This window comes from Streptomyces griseoloalbus, from assembly GCA_014650015.1.
In the GTDB taxonomy this organism is placed as follows: domain Bacteria; phylum Actinomycetota; class Actinomycetes; order Streptomycetales; family Streptomycetaceae; genus Streptomyces; species Streptomyces griseoloalbus.
The window spans coordinates 138,512-151,990 of record BMUD01000010.1 but is presented as its reverse complement, the minus strand read 5'-3'; the positions used below and the strand labels follow the sequence as shown (position 1 = coordinate 151,990).

The window sequence follows — 13,479 nt, the reverse complement described above, 5'->3', positions numbered from 1 at the left end:
CCGCGGCCCAACCCAACACTGAGCGGCACCAAGAAACCCGGCCGTTCCGCCGGTTCACCCAAGGGAGCACGCATGCACGAGAACAACAGCCCGCAGATCAGCCGCAGGAGTGTGCTCGGCGGCGCCGGCGCGTTAGCGCTGGGCGCGGCATCCGGCCTGATACTGCCCGGCACCGCGCACGCGGACACGACCATCACCACCAACCAGACCGGCAACAACAACGGCTACTACTACTCGTTCTGGACCGACGGCGGCGGATCGGTCTCGATGACGCTGTCCTCCGGCGGCAGCTACCGCACCTCCTGGACCAACTGCGGCAACTTCGTCTGCGGCAAGGGCTGGAGCAACGGCGGACGGCGGACCGTGCGGTACTCGGGCAGCTTCAATCCGTCCGGCAACGGCTATCTGACCCTCTACGGGTGGACGTCCAACCCGCTCGTGGAGTACTACATCGTCGACAACTGGGGCACCTACCGGCCCACCGGCACGTACAAGGGCACCGTGACCAGCGACGGCGGCACGTACGACATCTACCAGACCACCCGCTACAACGCCCCGTCCGTGGAAGGCACCAAGACCTTCGACCAGTACTGGAGCGTTCGCCAGCAGAAGCGGACGGGCGGCACCATCACCACCGGGAACCACTTCGACGCCTGGTCGCGCGCCGGCATGCGGCTGGGCAGCTTCAACTACTACATGATCCTCGCGACCGAGGGGTACCGGAGCAGCGGCAACTCCAGCATCTCGGTCAGCGGCTGAACCGGTCGCAGGTTTAGCCACCCGCGGAACGGGTGAGGCGCCCGGGATGTCGTCGCCCCACATCGCCGTCGCCTCATCCCCCACGCGACCGCACGACGAGGCGCCCGCCGGACCGGACGAGAGGTCCGGGCGGGCGCCTCGGCGTGACGCGTTCTTCGACAACGCCAAGTATCTGGCGATCGTGCTGGTGGCGATGGGGCACGCATGGGAACCGTTGCGCGACGGCAGTCGGGCCGTCAGCGCGTTGTACATGCTCGTCTACGCGTTCCACATGCCCGCGTTCATCGTCCTCGCCGGGTACCACTCGCGCGGTTTCGACGGCAGCCCGCAGCGCGTCAAGCGCCTGATCACCGGGGTGGTCCTGCCGTATGTGGTGTTCGAGACGGCGTACACCCTGTTCACCCGGTGGACGGACGGCGTGCCCGACCGACCGGTCACGCTGCTGGAGCCGCTGTACCTGACCTGGTTCCTGGCCGCGCTGTTCGTGTGGCGGCTCACCGCACCGCTGTGGCAGCTCGTGCGGTGGCCGGTCCCCGTCGCCCTCGTCGTCGCCATGCTCGCCACGCTCTCCCCGTCCCTCGGTGAAGACCTCGACATACAGCGCACCCTGCAGTTCCTGCCGTACTTCGTGCTCGGCCTGTTCCTGCGACCGGAGCACTTCCGGACGGTGCGCCGGCGCCGGGTGCGCGTCCTGGCCGTACCGGTCTTCGCCGGCGCACTGGCCGTGGCGTACTGGGCCGCCCCCCGGGTGACGTCCGCGTGGCTCTACCACCGTGACAGCGCGCGGGAGCTGTCCGCGCCGGCCTGGTACGGGCCCGCCATGACCCTGGTCCTGTTCGGCTGCTCGCTGCTCCTCGTCGCGTGCTTCCTCGCCTGGGTGCCGGAGCGGCGGACCTGGTTCACGACACTGGGCTCGGCCACGCTGTACGGCTATCTCCTGCACGGATTCGTCGCGCAGGGCAGCAAGTACGGGGGCTGGTACGACCCCGAGTGGCTGTACCGCCCGCTGGGCGCGATCACCGTCACCCTGGCCGCCGCCGTGATCGTGACGGCCCTGTGCACGGCACCCGTACGACGGGTCTTCCGCTGGGCGGTGGAACCGAGGCCGGACTGGGCGTTCAGGCGGTGAGGGACAGGGCGCCCACGCCCTCCCGAGGCTCCGCCGAGACGTCGTCGCCCCGCGTCGCGAACCTCCTTCCGCCGCCCTCTCCTTCGGCGTCGGGTCGAACCCGCCGCCCCGGACCCGACGGTCCGGGGCGGTGGCGCGCTCACGTCGTCTCGGTACGGACCCGTGACCGCGCGGCGTTGCTGGTGGCACGCCGTTCGTGCAGCAGCGCCACGCCCGTCGCGACGGCGCCGAGGCCCTCCCAGACCCCGACGCCGATGAACGCCTCCGGTGCCCTTCCGCCGATCACGGCGACCGTGAACACCGTGCAGGTCAGCAGCCTGAACGGGACCGTCCATCGGAAGAAGGCCCGCCAGTCGGCGAGTGCGGCCAGCACGTAGTACACGCCCATGTTGACCGCCGCCATCGACGACGCCGTCACAAAGGCCGACGTGTGGTCGCCGCTCCCCCGCTCGCCGGGCGTGGCGAGGCCCAGCATCGACAGCTGCGCGGCCGGCGAGACGAGGCCCACCGTGCCGAGAGCTGCGGCGAGTACGCCGAACACGGCCATGGTCCAGCCCGAGGCCGAGCGGGGGAGGCCCACGGGCCGTGTCACCCGGTGGTCACGGTCACGTGGTCCACGACGAGTTGCTGCGGGAAGACGGTGGAGCCGTCCGGGTCGCCGGGCCAGTAGCCGCCCACCGCCAGGTTCAGGATGAGGAAGAACGGCTTGTTGAACACCCAGCTGCGGCCGCCCAGGTCGGCGGGGGTGCGCCGCTGGTAGACGTTGCCGTCCACGGACCAGGTGATCGAGTCCGGCGCCCAGTCGACGGCGAAGGTGTGGAAGTCGTCCGCGAAGGCCTGGCCGCCCGGCAGGGTGTAGCCGGCGCCGATGCCGCCGGAGCCGGAGTAGCCGGGGCCGTGGATCGTGCCGTGCACCGTGGAGGGCTCGAAGCCGACGTTCTCCATGATGTCGATCTCACCCGAGTCGGGCCAGTTCACCGGAGTGCCCAGCATCCAGAACGCCGGCCACATGCCCTGCCCGCGCGGGATCTTCATCCGCGCCTCGATGTGTCCGTACTGCGCGGTGAACTTCCCGGACGTGTTCAGGCGGGACGAGGTGTACTCGCAGGTGCCGTACCAGCACTGGTAGTTGGCCGGGTTCTCCTTGCGGGCCGTGATGACGAGATGGCCCTGGCCGTCCAGGGCGGCGTTGTTGTTTCCGGCCGTGTAGTACTGCCGCTCATGGTTGTTGACGTTGTCGCCGGTCTCGATCTGCCACTTCGAGGAGTCGACCGCCGCGCCGGCGGGCCCGTCGAAGGTGTCCGAGAACGCCACGGCCGCGGGGGCGGTGACGTCCGCCGGTTCCGCCTGCGCGGACCCGACCGCACCGGACGCGATCAGTGAGGCGGACAGGGCGGCGACCAGCCAGGTGCGGCGTGTGCGCGGAGAGGACATGTCTCTCCCTTCCGTACGGCGACCCGTGTGCACGGGTGCGCCGACCGAGGTTGTGGGGGGAAAAGTGCAGCCCCTTGATTCAAGGTGTGAGATAAGAAGGCGTCAAGACCCGGGTACAGACCGGGAATGCACAGCGCCGCACCCGGGGAGGGCCCCGGCCCCTTGTTCACGCCGTGCTGCCCCACGCCGTCCGATGTGCGCAGCAGGGGTCGTGTTCGGTCGCGCACGACGTCCACCAGCGTTCGCAGCAGGCGGCCTCCACCTCGGCCCGTGAAAACGCCGCGGCCTCCACCTCGGCCCGCGCGAGCGCCGCGGCCGCCGCGTCGCGCCACGACGCCCGGCGGCCCTCCCGTTCACGGAGGACGGCGACGGCATGCCATTCGTCGGCTATGACGGTCTCACGGACGACACCCACGACGGGGGCGAGGGCGGCGGCCGCCATGGCGAGGGAGCTCCAGGCGGGGACCGTGCCCCAGGTGCGTACCGTGCAGAAGGAGAGCCAGAGGGCGACGGCGACGTACAGGACGGTGAGAGCGCGGCTGCCCCTGCTCATGGCTGAATCTCCTTCGCGTGCCGTCGCGGGTCGTGTCGGCGGCCGGTCGCCGCCCGCGCCCCGCGGACGCCCGATGGGCTTTCTGATGCCCCGGATGTGCGAAGGCATGACTCGCCGGCACCGGCACGCACGAACGGTGTTTCCCCGCTCTGTGTTGGCGTGGTCGGCCGTGCACCGTGCCGGACTGCGGGGCACCAGGTCAGGGGGCCGAACGGGTGCGCTACATTTTGCTCGCCCTTGACCGCGATCATTCACGATCTCTCACGCTACGGAGCCGGCAACCTCATGAGCGACATCGTCAACGGACTCGGCCGGGCCACCGCCTACGGCGCACTCGGACTGGTCCTGCTGGTTCTCGGCATCGTCCTGGTCGACATACTGACGCCGGGAAAGCTCGGCCGGCAGATCTGGCAGGAGCGCAACCGCAACGCCTCCGTGGTGCTCAGTTCCTCACTGCTCGGCATCGGCGGCATCGTGTTCACGTCGATCTGGACGACGTACGAGGACTTCGGCAAGGGGCTGGCGTCGACCGCGGCGTTCGGGGTGCTGGGGCTGGTGATGATGGCCGTGGCGTTCCTGGTGGTGGATCTCATCACGCCCGGTCGCCTGGGTGCCACGCTGGTCGATCCCGAACCCCACCCGGCGGTCTGGGTGACCGCCTCCTGCAACCTCGCGGTGTCCGCCGTGATTTCGGCGTCCATCGCCTGACCAGACGGGACCACGGTTCCCGCGCCCCGGTCCGGGCGCACAAGCCGGCCGGTGCGGGTGACGGTTCAGGAGCGGGCGCACGTGAGCGTGTGCGGCGCCGTCGAGGCGCCAACGGCTCGCGGACCGGGCATCACCCCGACGGCGCCCGCCCCGCTCAGGCCACGCGCGCGCGTTCCCGCGCGCGTTCCCGCGCCGGGCGCACCGGCTCGGGCCGGGGGTGGGCGACCGACTGGGGGCGCGTGACCGACTGGGCGCGGGTGGCGGGACGGACGCGGTACGTCGTCCGGTTGGGATCCACGACCGGCTCACCCAGCGTGATCCGCCCGGCCTCGTGCAGCTCGTCGCATGCGGCGGTGGGCAGGGCGGCATAGCAGCCACCGGCGCCGGTGGCGGAGTCGAGCGGGCGCCAGTAGCTGTATCTGCGGCGGCCGCCCGCGTACACGGTGACGTACGTGGGGCTGCGGGGATCGGCGATGATGCGCAGCACGTCGGCGTGAGTGGTGTCGGCAGGGGTGCGGGACCGGGAGAGACCGTCCCGGAGCCCGGTCGTCACCGGTCCCCCACGGCGCGCGGTCGGCAGGACGGCGAGAGCCTTCGTGCGGTTGACGGTCGAAAGCATGAGCGGGACCTTTCCGGAGCCGGGACATGAGACCGTCTACCCAGCGCGCCGCCGGAGTTGATCTCCTTTTAAGATCATTGTGCAACCTCACACCGACAACGTGCGTGCAATACACGCCGTTCCCGTCGGCGTGTCCTCGACATCCTCTCCGTCACACCTCTTGTAGGGCCTCACTTCGCGTCCATAGGATCGCTGAAGAGCGGCAGTGAAACGTTTCAAGCATCGTCGGTCAGGAACGAGCGAGGGACGCGCATCATGACTGAAGGATGGAAGCGCAGAGTCTTCCTGCAGGGAACCGTGGCCGCCGGAGCGGGCCTCGGCGCATTCACCGCCACCGCACCGGCGGCGGCCGCACCGTCGTCCGGACCGGGGGCGAGCGGGCTGCACATCGTGCGCACCAGTGTCGAGTACGCCGGAACACTGCTCGGCACGGACGTCGAACGCCCGCGCCTGTCCTGGGAGTTGGCGGCGCCGGGGCACGGTGCCCGGCAGAGCGCGTACCGGATCCAGGTGGTCCGCGACCACGCCCGCTGGGGCGGCCGGAAGGTCTGGGACTCCGGAAAGGTCGCCTCGGACCGGACGGTCGGAGTCGTCTACGGCGGCCCTGAACTGCTCCCCCGCACCCGCTACTTCTGGCGGGTCCGGGTGTGGGACGCGAAGGGCCGGGCATCCCGCTGGAGCGAGCCGCGCTGGTGGGAGACAACGTTGTCCGAGAAGGACTGGCGGGCGCGTTGGATCGGTGCCGACGCCCCGCCGCAGCCGCCGTCGTTCGACGGTGCCGCGTGGATCTGGTCGCCGGGCGCCACCTCCTCCGACGCGCCCGAGGGCCCGCGGTGGTTCCGGGCACGGCTGGCACTGCCCGCGGGCGCAGCGGTCCGGCGGGCGGTACTGGTCGCCACCGCCGACGACGACTTCACGCTGTACGCCGCAGGGGAGCGGGTGCTGCACGCGCCGGAGCGGCAGGACGGGTGGCGTACCGGGAACTTCGCGGACATCACGGACCTCGTCCGCGCCGCGCAGACCGGGCGGGAACCCGGCGGGGAGGGTGAGGTCGTCCTGGCCGCGCTCGCCACCAACCGGGGCGGGGCCACCGTCAACCCGGGCGGCCTGCTGGTCCGTCTGGTCGTGGACACCGCCGACGGGCAGCGCCACGAACGGGTCACCGGTCCCGAGTGGCGCACCTCGCAGACGGAGCAACAGGGCTGGCAGCGACCGGACTTCGACGACACCGGCTGGGCGCGAGCGGCCGTTCTCGCACCGTACGGCCAGGGGCCCTGGGGCGCGGGTGTGTCGGTGGCGGTGCCGGAGCAGCCCGCGCCGCTCCTGCGCAGGGCCTTCACCGTGCGCAAGGAGATCTCCGCTGCGCGGCTGTACATCAGCGGACTCGCCTACTACGAGGCGCACCTCAACGGCCGCCGTGTCGGACGGCAGGTCCTCGACCCGGGTTTCACCGACTACGACGAGACCGTGCTGTACGCCGTGCATGATGTGACCGGTCTGCTGGAGCGCGGCGAGAACGCCCTCGGGGTCACCCTGGGGCGCGGTTTCTTCGGCATGACCACCCCGAACGTGTGGAACTGGCACCGCCCGCCCTGGCACGGCGAGCCGCGTCTCCTCGCTCAGCTGGAGATCGACCACCCGGACGGCTCCCGCACCACCGTCGCCTCGGACGGCGACTGGCGGCTGACCGAGGGCCCGACCCGCACCAACTCCCTGTACGCCGGGGAGACCTTCGACGCCCGTGTGCTCCCCGCCGGCTGGACCCGCCCGGGGTTCGACGACAGCGCGTGGCGCCCGGCCGGAGAGCAGCAGGCGCCCGCCGGTACGCTGCGCGCCCAGCCGCACGACCCGATCGAGATCATCGAGACGGTGCGGCCCACGGAGATCCGCGAGTCGCGTCCCGGGGTGTACGTGGTCGACATGGGCCGCACCATGGCGGGCTGGACGCGGCTGACCGTACGGGACGCCTCCGCGGGCACCGTGGTACGGCTGGTGCACGGGGAGAAACTGAAGGACGACGGCAGCGTGCACGCCGAGACGGGTCATGTGCCGGGTCGCTTCCAGACGGACGAGTACGTGTGCGCGGGGGGCGACGAGGAGGTGTGGGAGCCCTCGTTCTCGTACAAGGGTTTCCGTTACGTGCAGATCAGCGGGCTGCCCGCGCGGCCCTCCCCCGACCAGGTGCTCGGCCGGGTGGTGCACACCCGGGTCGAGGAGGTCAGCGACTTCTCCTGCTCGGAACCGTTCTACGAGTGGCTGGACGGGGCCATGCGCCGGACGGTGCTGAACAATCTGCACGGCATCCCGACCGACACACCGATGTACGAGAAGAACGGCTGGACCGGCGACGCGCAGCTCGGTGCGCCCGTCATGGCGTACGCCTTCGGGGTGCACCGGTTCCTGTCCAAGTGGCTCGGCGACCTGGCGGACAGTCAGACCGGTGCGGGGCAGTTGCCCGTGATCGTGCCGAGCGGCGGCTGGGGTTACGGCGACCTCGGCCCGTCGCCCGAGTGGACCACGGTGTACCCGTTCGTGGTGCGCGAGATGTACCGCGTGTACGGCGACGAACGGGCGGCCCGCGAGCACTGGGCGCCGCTGGTGCGTTACCTGGACTGGGAGCTGTCCCGGCTGCGCGACGGGCTGGCGGTCACCGCGCTGGGCGACTACCTGCCACCGGGCTACGGCGGCAACCCGCCCGAGGACACCCGCCTCACGGCGACGGCGTATCTGTACCGCGCCCTGCTGCACACCGCGGAGACGGGCGACCTGCTGGGTGAGCAGGAGACCGCGGCCCGCTACCGGGAGGCCGCCGGGAAGCTGCGCGACGCCTTCAACGCGGCCTTCCTGGGACCGGAGGGCCACTACCGCACGGCCAAGGATCCCGGCTACCGGCAGACGTCCAACGCCGTGCCGCTGGCCTTCGATCTGGTGCCACCGGGCGCCCGCGCCTCCGTCGTCGACAGTCTGGTCAAGGACATCGAGGAGCGCGGCAACCATCTCAACACGGGCGCGCTGGGCACCAGCGTGCTGCTGCGCGTGCTGTGCGCCCACGGCCGCCCGGACGTGGCGCACGCCATCGCCACCCAGCGGACGTATCCGGGCTGGGGGCACTGGCACGAGCACGGTGCCGACACCATGTGGGAGATGTGGCCGCTGGACTCCCGCTCCCGCGACCACTACTTCCAGGGCACGGTCGTGCAGTGGCTCTACGAGAACGTGGCCGGTCTGCGGCCCGGCGACGCCGGTTACCGCACCTTCGTGGTGCGGCCCGACGCCCGTACGGGGGTGGACTGGGCGCGCACCTCGATACGCACGGTGCGCGGACCGGCCGCGGTGTCCTGGTCGCGGATCGACGGCCGGCTGCGGCTGGCGGTGCGCGTCCCCGTGGGCGCGACCGCCGACGTCCACGTCCCCGGAGCCGACCGGTCCCGGGTCACCGCGCCGGACGGCGCACGATTCCTGCGCAGGGAACCGCAGTTCGTGGTCTACCGGGTTCCGCACGGGCAGTGGGAGTTCACCGGACGGGCGTAGGGTTCACCTGCGGTCGGCGTGGTGGTCCAGGTAGTGCGTGAGGGCCGGGCGGACCGTCTCGGCGCGGGTGTGCTCGCCCCGAGACGGTCCACCCGGCCCTCAATATCCATCGCGGCGGGGGCGGGTCGGTACAGCGCTCGGGCGAGCGCCGTGGCCACGGCGGTCTCCCCGGCGAGGTCACCGAGAACGTGGCGTTCCCCGAACACCCCGTCCCGCAGGACCTCTGGCCGGCGGCCGGGTCCGCGGGACTCCTCCCGGAACGGGTCCCCACGCCCGGGCCGCACGGGGAGGCGTGGCGCACGACACCCCCTGCCGCCGATTACCCACCCGCGGCGGAAGGGAAGTGATCACGGCGCCCGTGCCGCCGTGAAGGGAGCACCCCCCATGACGCTCGCCGCTCCTCCCCCCATACCCAGGGCCTCGGGATCGCTTCCGGTCCTGGGCCACTCGTTACAACTGGCGCGTGACAACCTCGGCTTCATCGCCTCGCTCCGCGACGACCACGGTCCGCTCGTCGAGATCGGCCTGCCGGGGACCCGGACGATCGTCGTCCAGGACCCGGCCCTGATCCGGACCATGCTCGTCGACCTCGGCCCGAGCCTCGACAAGGGCCGGTTCTTCGAGAAGATGGGCCAGTTGCTGGGCGACTCCGTCGTCACCGCCGCCGGCCAGAGCCACGTCCGCAAACGCCGCCAGCTGCAACCGGCCTTCACCCACTCCGAGATCGCCCGGTACGTCGCCATCATGCGCCAGGAGGCGAACGCCGCCACCGCCGGCTGGCGCCCGGGCCGGAGACTCGACGTGCGCGAGGCGATGGTGAAACTGTCGCTGGACATGCTGGCCAAGACCGTGTTCTCCGGCAGCCTCGACGAGAAGACCTTCCGCCGGCTGCGCCGCGATCTGTCGGTGGTGATGAACGGGGTCGGTGCGCGCGTCATGCTGCCCGACTGGGTCGAACGTCTCCCGCTCCCGGCCAACCGTCGCTTCGACCGGGCCCGCGACGCCGTGCGCGCCACCATCGACGGGGCGGTCACCGCACTGCAGGCCTCGGGGCACGACACCGGGGACATGCTCTCCCTGCTGCTGCGCGCCCGGGACGAGGAGACGGGACGGCCACTTACCGGATATCAGATCTGCTCCGAGATCCTGACGCTGGCCGTGGCCGGTACGGAGACCACGGCGTCGGTGCTGTCCTGGGTGCTGTACGAACTCGCCCGCCACCCCGACATCGAGTCCCGCGTACTGGACGAGCTGGACGAGGTCCTCCGGGGCGAACCGGTGACCTTCGACCACCTGACCCGGCTCCCCCACCTCAACCGTGTCATCACCGAGACGCTGCGGCTGCACCACACGGGCTGGCTGGTGACCCGCCGTACGGTCACCGAGACGCGTCTCGGCCCGTGGACGCTGCCGCCCGGGACCGAACTGGCCTACTGCCAGCACGCCCTGCACCGTGACCCCGGCATCTTCCCCGACCCGCTGACGTTCGACCCCGACCGCCACCGGGACGGCTCCCCGCCCGCCGGCTTCCTCCCGTTCGGCGCGGGCAAGCACAAGTGCATCGGTGACCGGTTCGCGCTCACCGAGCTCGTCACCGCGCTGGCGACGATCCTGCCCGAGGTCCGGCTCACCCTCTCCCCCGGGCAGACCGTCACCCCCGTGGCCCGGGCCACCGTGCGCCCCCGCAGGCTGATCATGACGGTGCGGCCCCGCAAGGGCTGACCGTGTCCAGGGCTGCCGCCCGGCGGTTCCGCAGCGGCGGCGGCCCGCCGGGGCCCGCACGTGCCGGCGCGCGAGCGTGGTCCTCAGTCCATGAGCGGGTCGTGGCCCCAGTTCATGAGGGAGTGGCGCCAGCGTGTGTCGCGTATATCGCCGGAGGGACGCTGGGCGAGGTGGCGGCGGATGTAGCCGACGACCTTGCGCATGTGCTCGTAGTCGTCGTCGGAGAGGTCCTTCCGTCCGGCGCGGAGGATGCCGACGATGCGACGGCCGGACGCGTGCCCGGTCGATTCGCCGCCGTCCTTGTGCTGGCCCGCGTCACGGGACTCCTCCGTCCCGAGCCACTGCTCGAGATCGGCCGGCTTCATGTTCACCAGCTCGCGGAACGCGTCCCAGGTCCCGTCCTTGCCCTCCTGGTCCACGGTGCTCACTTCTTCTTCTTCTTGAGCGCGGAGGGCTTGTGGACGGCGGACCTGCCCGACTTGTCGCTGCGTACCTCGTACTGCGGCTCCTCCTGCGAGGCGTCGACCGTGCGTCCGGCCGCCTCGGTGCGCTCGGTGATCCGCTTCTCGACCTTGCCCGTCGTCTCGCTGCCGTGGCTGCTCCAGGCGACCTCGTCGCCCTTGTGGATTTTCTTCCCGCGGTCGCTGCCCTTGCCCATCCCGGACGCCTCCTTCGGATGACGATCGACTGGCTTCCACCCTGATGCGCGGGCGGCGGTCACGCATCTCGGGGCAGGAAAACGCGTCCGGGCCGGCCCCTGCGGGTCGGCCCGGACGCTGTGGGATCGGCGGGGCGGAGGGATCAGACGAGGTCGAACCGGTCGAGGTTCATGACCTTGTCCCACGCCTTGACGAAGTCGGTCACGAACTTCTCCCTGGCGTCGTCGCTCGCGTAGACCTCGGCGAGGGCACGCAGCTCGGAGTTGGAGCCGAAGACGAGGTCGGCGCGCGTGCCGGTCCACTTGACCGCGCCGGAGGCGTCACGGCCCTCGAACGTGGTCTGGTCCTCGGACGTGGACTTCCAGGTCGTGCCCAGGTCGAGCAGGTTGACGAAGAAGTCGTTGGTCAGCCGGCCCGGGGTCTCGGTGAACACGCCGTGCTGGGAGCCGTTGTGGTTGGCGCCCAGCACCCGCAGGCCACCGACCAGGACGGTCGTCTCGGGGGCGCTCAGCGTGAGCAGGTTGGCGCGGTCCAGCAGCAGGTACTCGGCCGGCAGGCGGTTGCCCTTGCCGACGTAGTTGCGGAAGCCGTCGTAGGTCGGCTCCAGCGCGGCGAACGACTCGGCGTCGGTGTGCTCGTCCGTCGCGTCGACCCGGCCCGGGGTGAAGGGCACCTCGACCTCGACGCCGGCGTCCTTGGCGGCCTTCTCCACGGCCGCGGCGCCGCCGAGGACGATCAGGTCGGCCAGGGAGACCTTCTTGGCGCCGGAGTTGAACTCGCCCTGGATGTTCTCCAGGGTGCGCAGGACCTGCGCGAGCTCGTCCGGGTTGTTGACCTCCCAGCTGCTCTGCGGCTGGAGGCGGATCCGGGCGCCGTTGGCGCCACCGCGCTTGTCGCTGCCGCGGAAGGTGGCGGCCGACGCCCAGGCGGTGCCGACCAGCTGGGAGACGGTCAGGCCGGAGTCGAGGATCTTCGCCTTGAGCGCCGCGACGTCCGCGGCGTCGATGACCTCGCCCTCGGCCTTGGGCAGCGGGTCCTGCCACAGCAGGGTCTCCTCCGGGACCTCCGGGCCGAGGTACAGCGACTTCGGGCCCATGTCACGGTGGGTCAGCTTGTACCAGGCGCGGGCGAACGCGTCCGCGAACTCCTCCGGGTTCTCGTAGAAGCGGCGGGAGATCGGCTCGTAGACCGGGTCGAAGCGCAGCGACAGGTCGGTGGTGAGCATCGTCGGGCGGTGCTTCTTCGACGGGTCGTGCGCGTCCGGGATGATCTCCGGGGCGTCCTTCGCCACCCACTGGTGGGCGCCGGCCGGGCTCTTGGTGAGCTCGTACTCGAACTCGAAGAGGTTCTTGAAGAACCCGTTGCTCCACCGGGTCGGGGTGCTGGTCCAGGTGACCTCGAGGCCACTGGTGATGGCGTCCTTGCCCGCGCCCGTGCCGTGCGTGCTCCGCCAGCCGAGGCCCATCTGCTCCATCGGGGCACCCTCCGGGGCCTCGCCGACGGCGTCCGCCGGGCCCGCGCCGTGGGTCTTGCCGAAGGTGTGGCCACCGGCGATGAGGGCGACGGTCTCCTCGTCGTTCATCGCCATGCGGCGGAACGTCTCACGGATGTCGCGGGCCGCGGCGATCGGGTCCGGGTTGCCGTTCGGGCCCTCCGGGTTGACGTAGATCAGGCCCATCTGGACGGCGCCGAGCGGGTTCTCCAGCTCGCGGTCGCCGGAGTAGCGCCGGTCGTCCAGCCAGGTGGTCTCGGGGCCCCAGTAGACGTCCTCCTCGGCCTCCCAGACGTCCTCGCGTCCGCCGCCGAAGCCGAAGGTCTCGAAGCCCATCTGCTCCAGGGCGACGTTGCCGGTGAGGATCATGAGGTCGGCCCAGGAGATGCTCTGGCCGTACTTCTTCTTGACCGGCCACAGCAGGCGGCGGGCCTTGTCGAGGTTGCCGTTGTCCGGCCAGCTGTTGAGCGGGGCGAAGCGCTGCTGGCCGGCGCCGGCGCCGCCGCGGCCGTCGCTGATGCGGTAGGTGCCCGCGCTGTGCCAGGCCATGCGGATCATCAGCGGGCCGTAGTTGCCGAAGTCGGCGGGCCACCAGTCCTGCGAGGTGGTCAGCACCTCGGCGATGTCCCGCTTCACGGCGTCCAGGTCGAGGGCCTTGAACGCCTCCGCGTAGTCGAACTCCTCACCGAGCGGGTTCGCCACGACGGGGTTCTTGGCGAGGATCTTCAGATTGAGCCGTTCCGGCCACCACTGACGGTTGCCGCCGCCCTGCGTGGGGTGCGCGGCGCGATCGTGCGCGACGGGGCAGCCACCGGTGCCCTCGGTCTTCGCGTCGGTGACGATCGCATCGGGGTTCTCAGCCATGGGAAACCT

The 13,479-nt window shown here is 71.1% G+C and carries 11 protein-coding genes and 1 pseudogene; 5 read left to right on the top strand and 7 right to left on the bottom strand.

What is annotated here, in order from left to right; translation table 11 throughout:
• Nucleotides 1-72 precede the first annotated feature (72 nt).
• On the top strand, nt 73-759 hold the full coding sequence (xynA, locus tag IE178_RS17435; RefSeq protein WP_184765218.1) for an endo-1,4-beta-xylanase XynA: 687 nt from the start codon (nt 73-75) through the stop codon (nt 757-759).
• 46 nt (nt 760-805) lie between these two features.
• Complete coding sequence (locus IE178_RS17430) at nt 806-1,888, top strand: acyltransferase family protein (protein ID WP_193512949.1); 1,083 nt, start codon at nt 806-808, stop codon at nt 1,886-1,888.
• Nucleotides 1,889-2,027: 139 nt separating this feature from the next.
• Here IE178_RS17430 and IE178_RS17425 read toward each other — a convergent pair whose 3' ends face one another.
• The 3 genes and pseudogenes from IE178_RS17425 to IE178_RS17415 all read right to left on the bottom strand — a co-directional run bounded on the left by IE178_RS17425 (nt 2,028) and on the right by IE178_RS17415 (nt 3,875).
• Complete coding sequence (locus tag IE178_RS17425; RefSeq protein ID WP_193513024.1) at nt 2,028-2,435, bottom strand: hypothetical protein; 408 nt, start codon at nt 2,433-2,435, stop codon at nt 2,028-2,030.
• A 44-nt stretch (nt 2,436-2,479) separates the two neighbouring features.
• Nucleotides 2,480-3,322: pseudogene (locus tag IE178_RS17420) on the bottom strand (glycoside hydrolase family 16 protein); the annotation flags it as partial.
• A 166-nt stretch (nt 3,323-3,488) separates the two neighbouring features.
• Entirely contained in the window at nt 3,489-3,875 is a 387-nt protein-coding gene (locus tag IE178_RS17415; RefSeq protein ID WP_193512947.1) for a hypothetical protein, read from the bottom strand.
• Between the two features lie 285 nt (nt 3,876-4,160).
• Here IE178_RS17415 and IE178_RS17410 point away from each other — a divergent pair, with 285 nt between their 5' ends.
• Entirely contained in the window at nt 4,161-4,583 is a 423-nt protein-coding gene (locus IE178_RS17410; protein ID WP_193512946.1) for a DUF350 domain-containing protein, read from the top strand.
• Nucleotides 4,584-4,737: 154 nt separating this feature from the next.
• Here the strand turns inward: IE178_RS17410 and IE178_RS17405 are convergent, their stop codons facing one another.
• Entirely contained in the window at nt 4,738-5,202 is a 465-nt protein-coding gene (locus IE178_RS17405; protein ID WP_184765213.1) for a hypothetical protein, read from the bottom strand.
• A 255-nt stretch (nt 5,203-5,457) separates the two neighbouring features.
• Here IE178_RS17405 and IE178_RS17400 point away from each other — a divergent pair, with 255 nt between their 5' ends.
• Together IE178_RS17400 and IE178_RS17395 are read left to right on the top strand one after the other, a co-directional pair.
• Complete coding sequence (locus IE178_RS17400) at nt 5,458-8,733, top strand: family 78 glycoside hydrolase catalytic domain (protein WP_193512945.1); 3,276 nt, start codon at nt 5,458-5,460, stop codon at nt 8,731-8,733.
• A 384-nt stretch (nt 8,734-9,117) separates the two neighbouring features.
• A complete protein-coding gene (locus IE178_RS17395; protein WP_193512944.1) occupies nt 9,118-10,455 on the top strand; it encodes a cytochrome P450 in 1,338 nt (445 codons plus the stop codon).
• A gap of 83 nt (nt 10,456-10,538) precedes the next feature.
• Here the strand turns inward: IE178_RS17395 and IE178_RS17390 are convergent, their stop codons facing one another.
• From IE178_RS17390 to katG, 3 genes are all read right to left on the bottom strand, one after another.
• Nucleotides 10,539-10,874 carry a DUF3140 domain-containing protein gene (locus IE178_RS17390; protein WP_193513023.1) on the bottom strand — a complete coding sequence of 112 codons (336 nt, stop codon included), beginning with the start codon at nt 10,872-10,874 and terminating at the stop codon, nt 10,539-10,541.
• A gap of 5 nt (nt 10,875-10,879) precedes the next feature.
• Nucleotides 10,880-11,113 carry a hypervirulence associated TUDOR domain-containing protein gene (locus tag IE178_RS17385; RefSeq protein WP_193512943.1) on the bottom strand — a complete coding sequence of 78 codons (234 nt, stop codon included), beginning with the start codon at nt 11,111-11,113 and terminating at the stop codon, nt 10,880-10,882.
• 143 nt (nt 11,114-11,256) lie between these two features.
• Nucleotides 11,257-13,470, bottom strand: coding sequence for a catalase/peroxidase HPI (katG, locus tag IE178_RS17380; protein WP_193512942.1), 2,214 nt, complete (start codon nt 13,468-13,470; stop codon nt 11,257-11,259).
• Between the last annotated feature and the right edge of the window lie 9 nt (nt 13,471-13,479).

Coding starts and splice junctions, on each gene's coding strand:
- xynA (WP_184765218.1), top strand. CDS start 73: ATGCACGAGAACAACAGCCCGCAGATCAGCCGCAGGAGTGTGCTCGGC.
- IE178_RS17430 (WP_193512949.1), top strand. CDS start 806: ATGTCGTCGCCCCACATCGCCGTCGCCTCATCCCCCACGCGACCGCAC.
- IE178_RS17425 (WP_193513024.1), bottom strand. CDS start 2,435: ATGGCCGTGTTCGGCGTACTCGCCGCAGCTCTCGGCACGGTGGGCCTC.
- IE178_RS17415 (WP_193512947.1), bottom strand. CDS start 3,875: ATGAGCAGGGGCAGCCGCGCTCTCACCGTCCTGTACGTCGCCGTCGCC.
- IE178_RS17410 (WP_193512946.1), top strand. CDS start 4,161: ATGAGCGACATCGTCAACGGACTCGGCCGGGCCACCGCCTACGGCGCA.
- IE178_RS17405 (WP_184765213.1), bottom strand. CDS start 5,202: ATGCTTTCGACCGTCAACCGCACGAAGGCTCTCGCCGTCCTGCCGACC.
- IE178_RS17400 (WP_193512945.1), top strand. CDS start 5,458: ATGACTGAAGGATGGAAGCGCAGAGTCTTCCTGCAGGGAACCGTGGCC.
- IE178_RS17395 (WP_193512944.1), top strand. CDS start 9,118: ATGACGCTCGCCGCTCCTCCCCCCATACCCAGGGCCTCGGGATCGCTT.
- IE178_RS17385 (WP_193512943.1), bottom strand. CDS start 11,113: ATGGGCAAGGGCAGCGACCGCGGGAAGAAAATCCACAAGGGCGACGAG.
- katG (WP_193512942.1), bottom strand. CDS start 13,470: ATGGCTGAGAACCCCGATGCGATCGTCACCGACGCGAAGACCGAGGGC.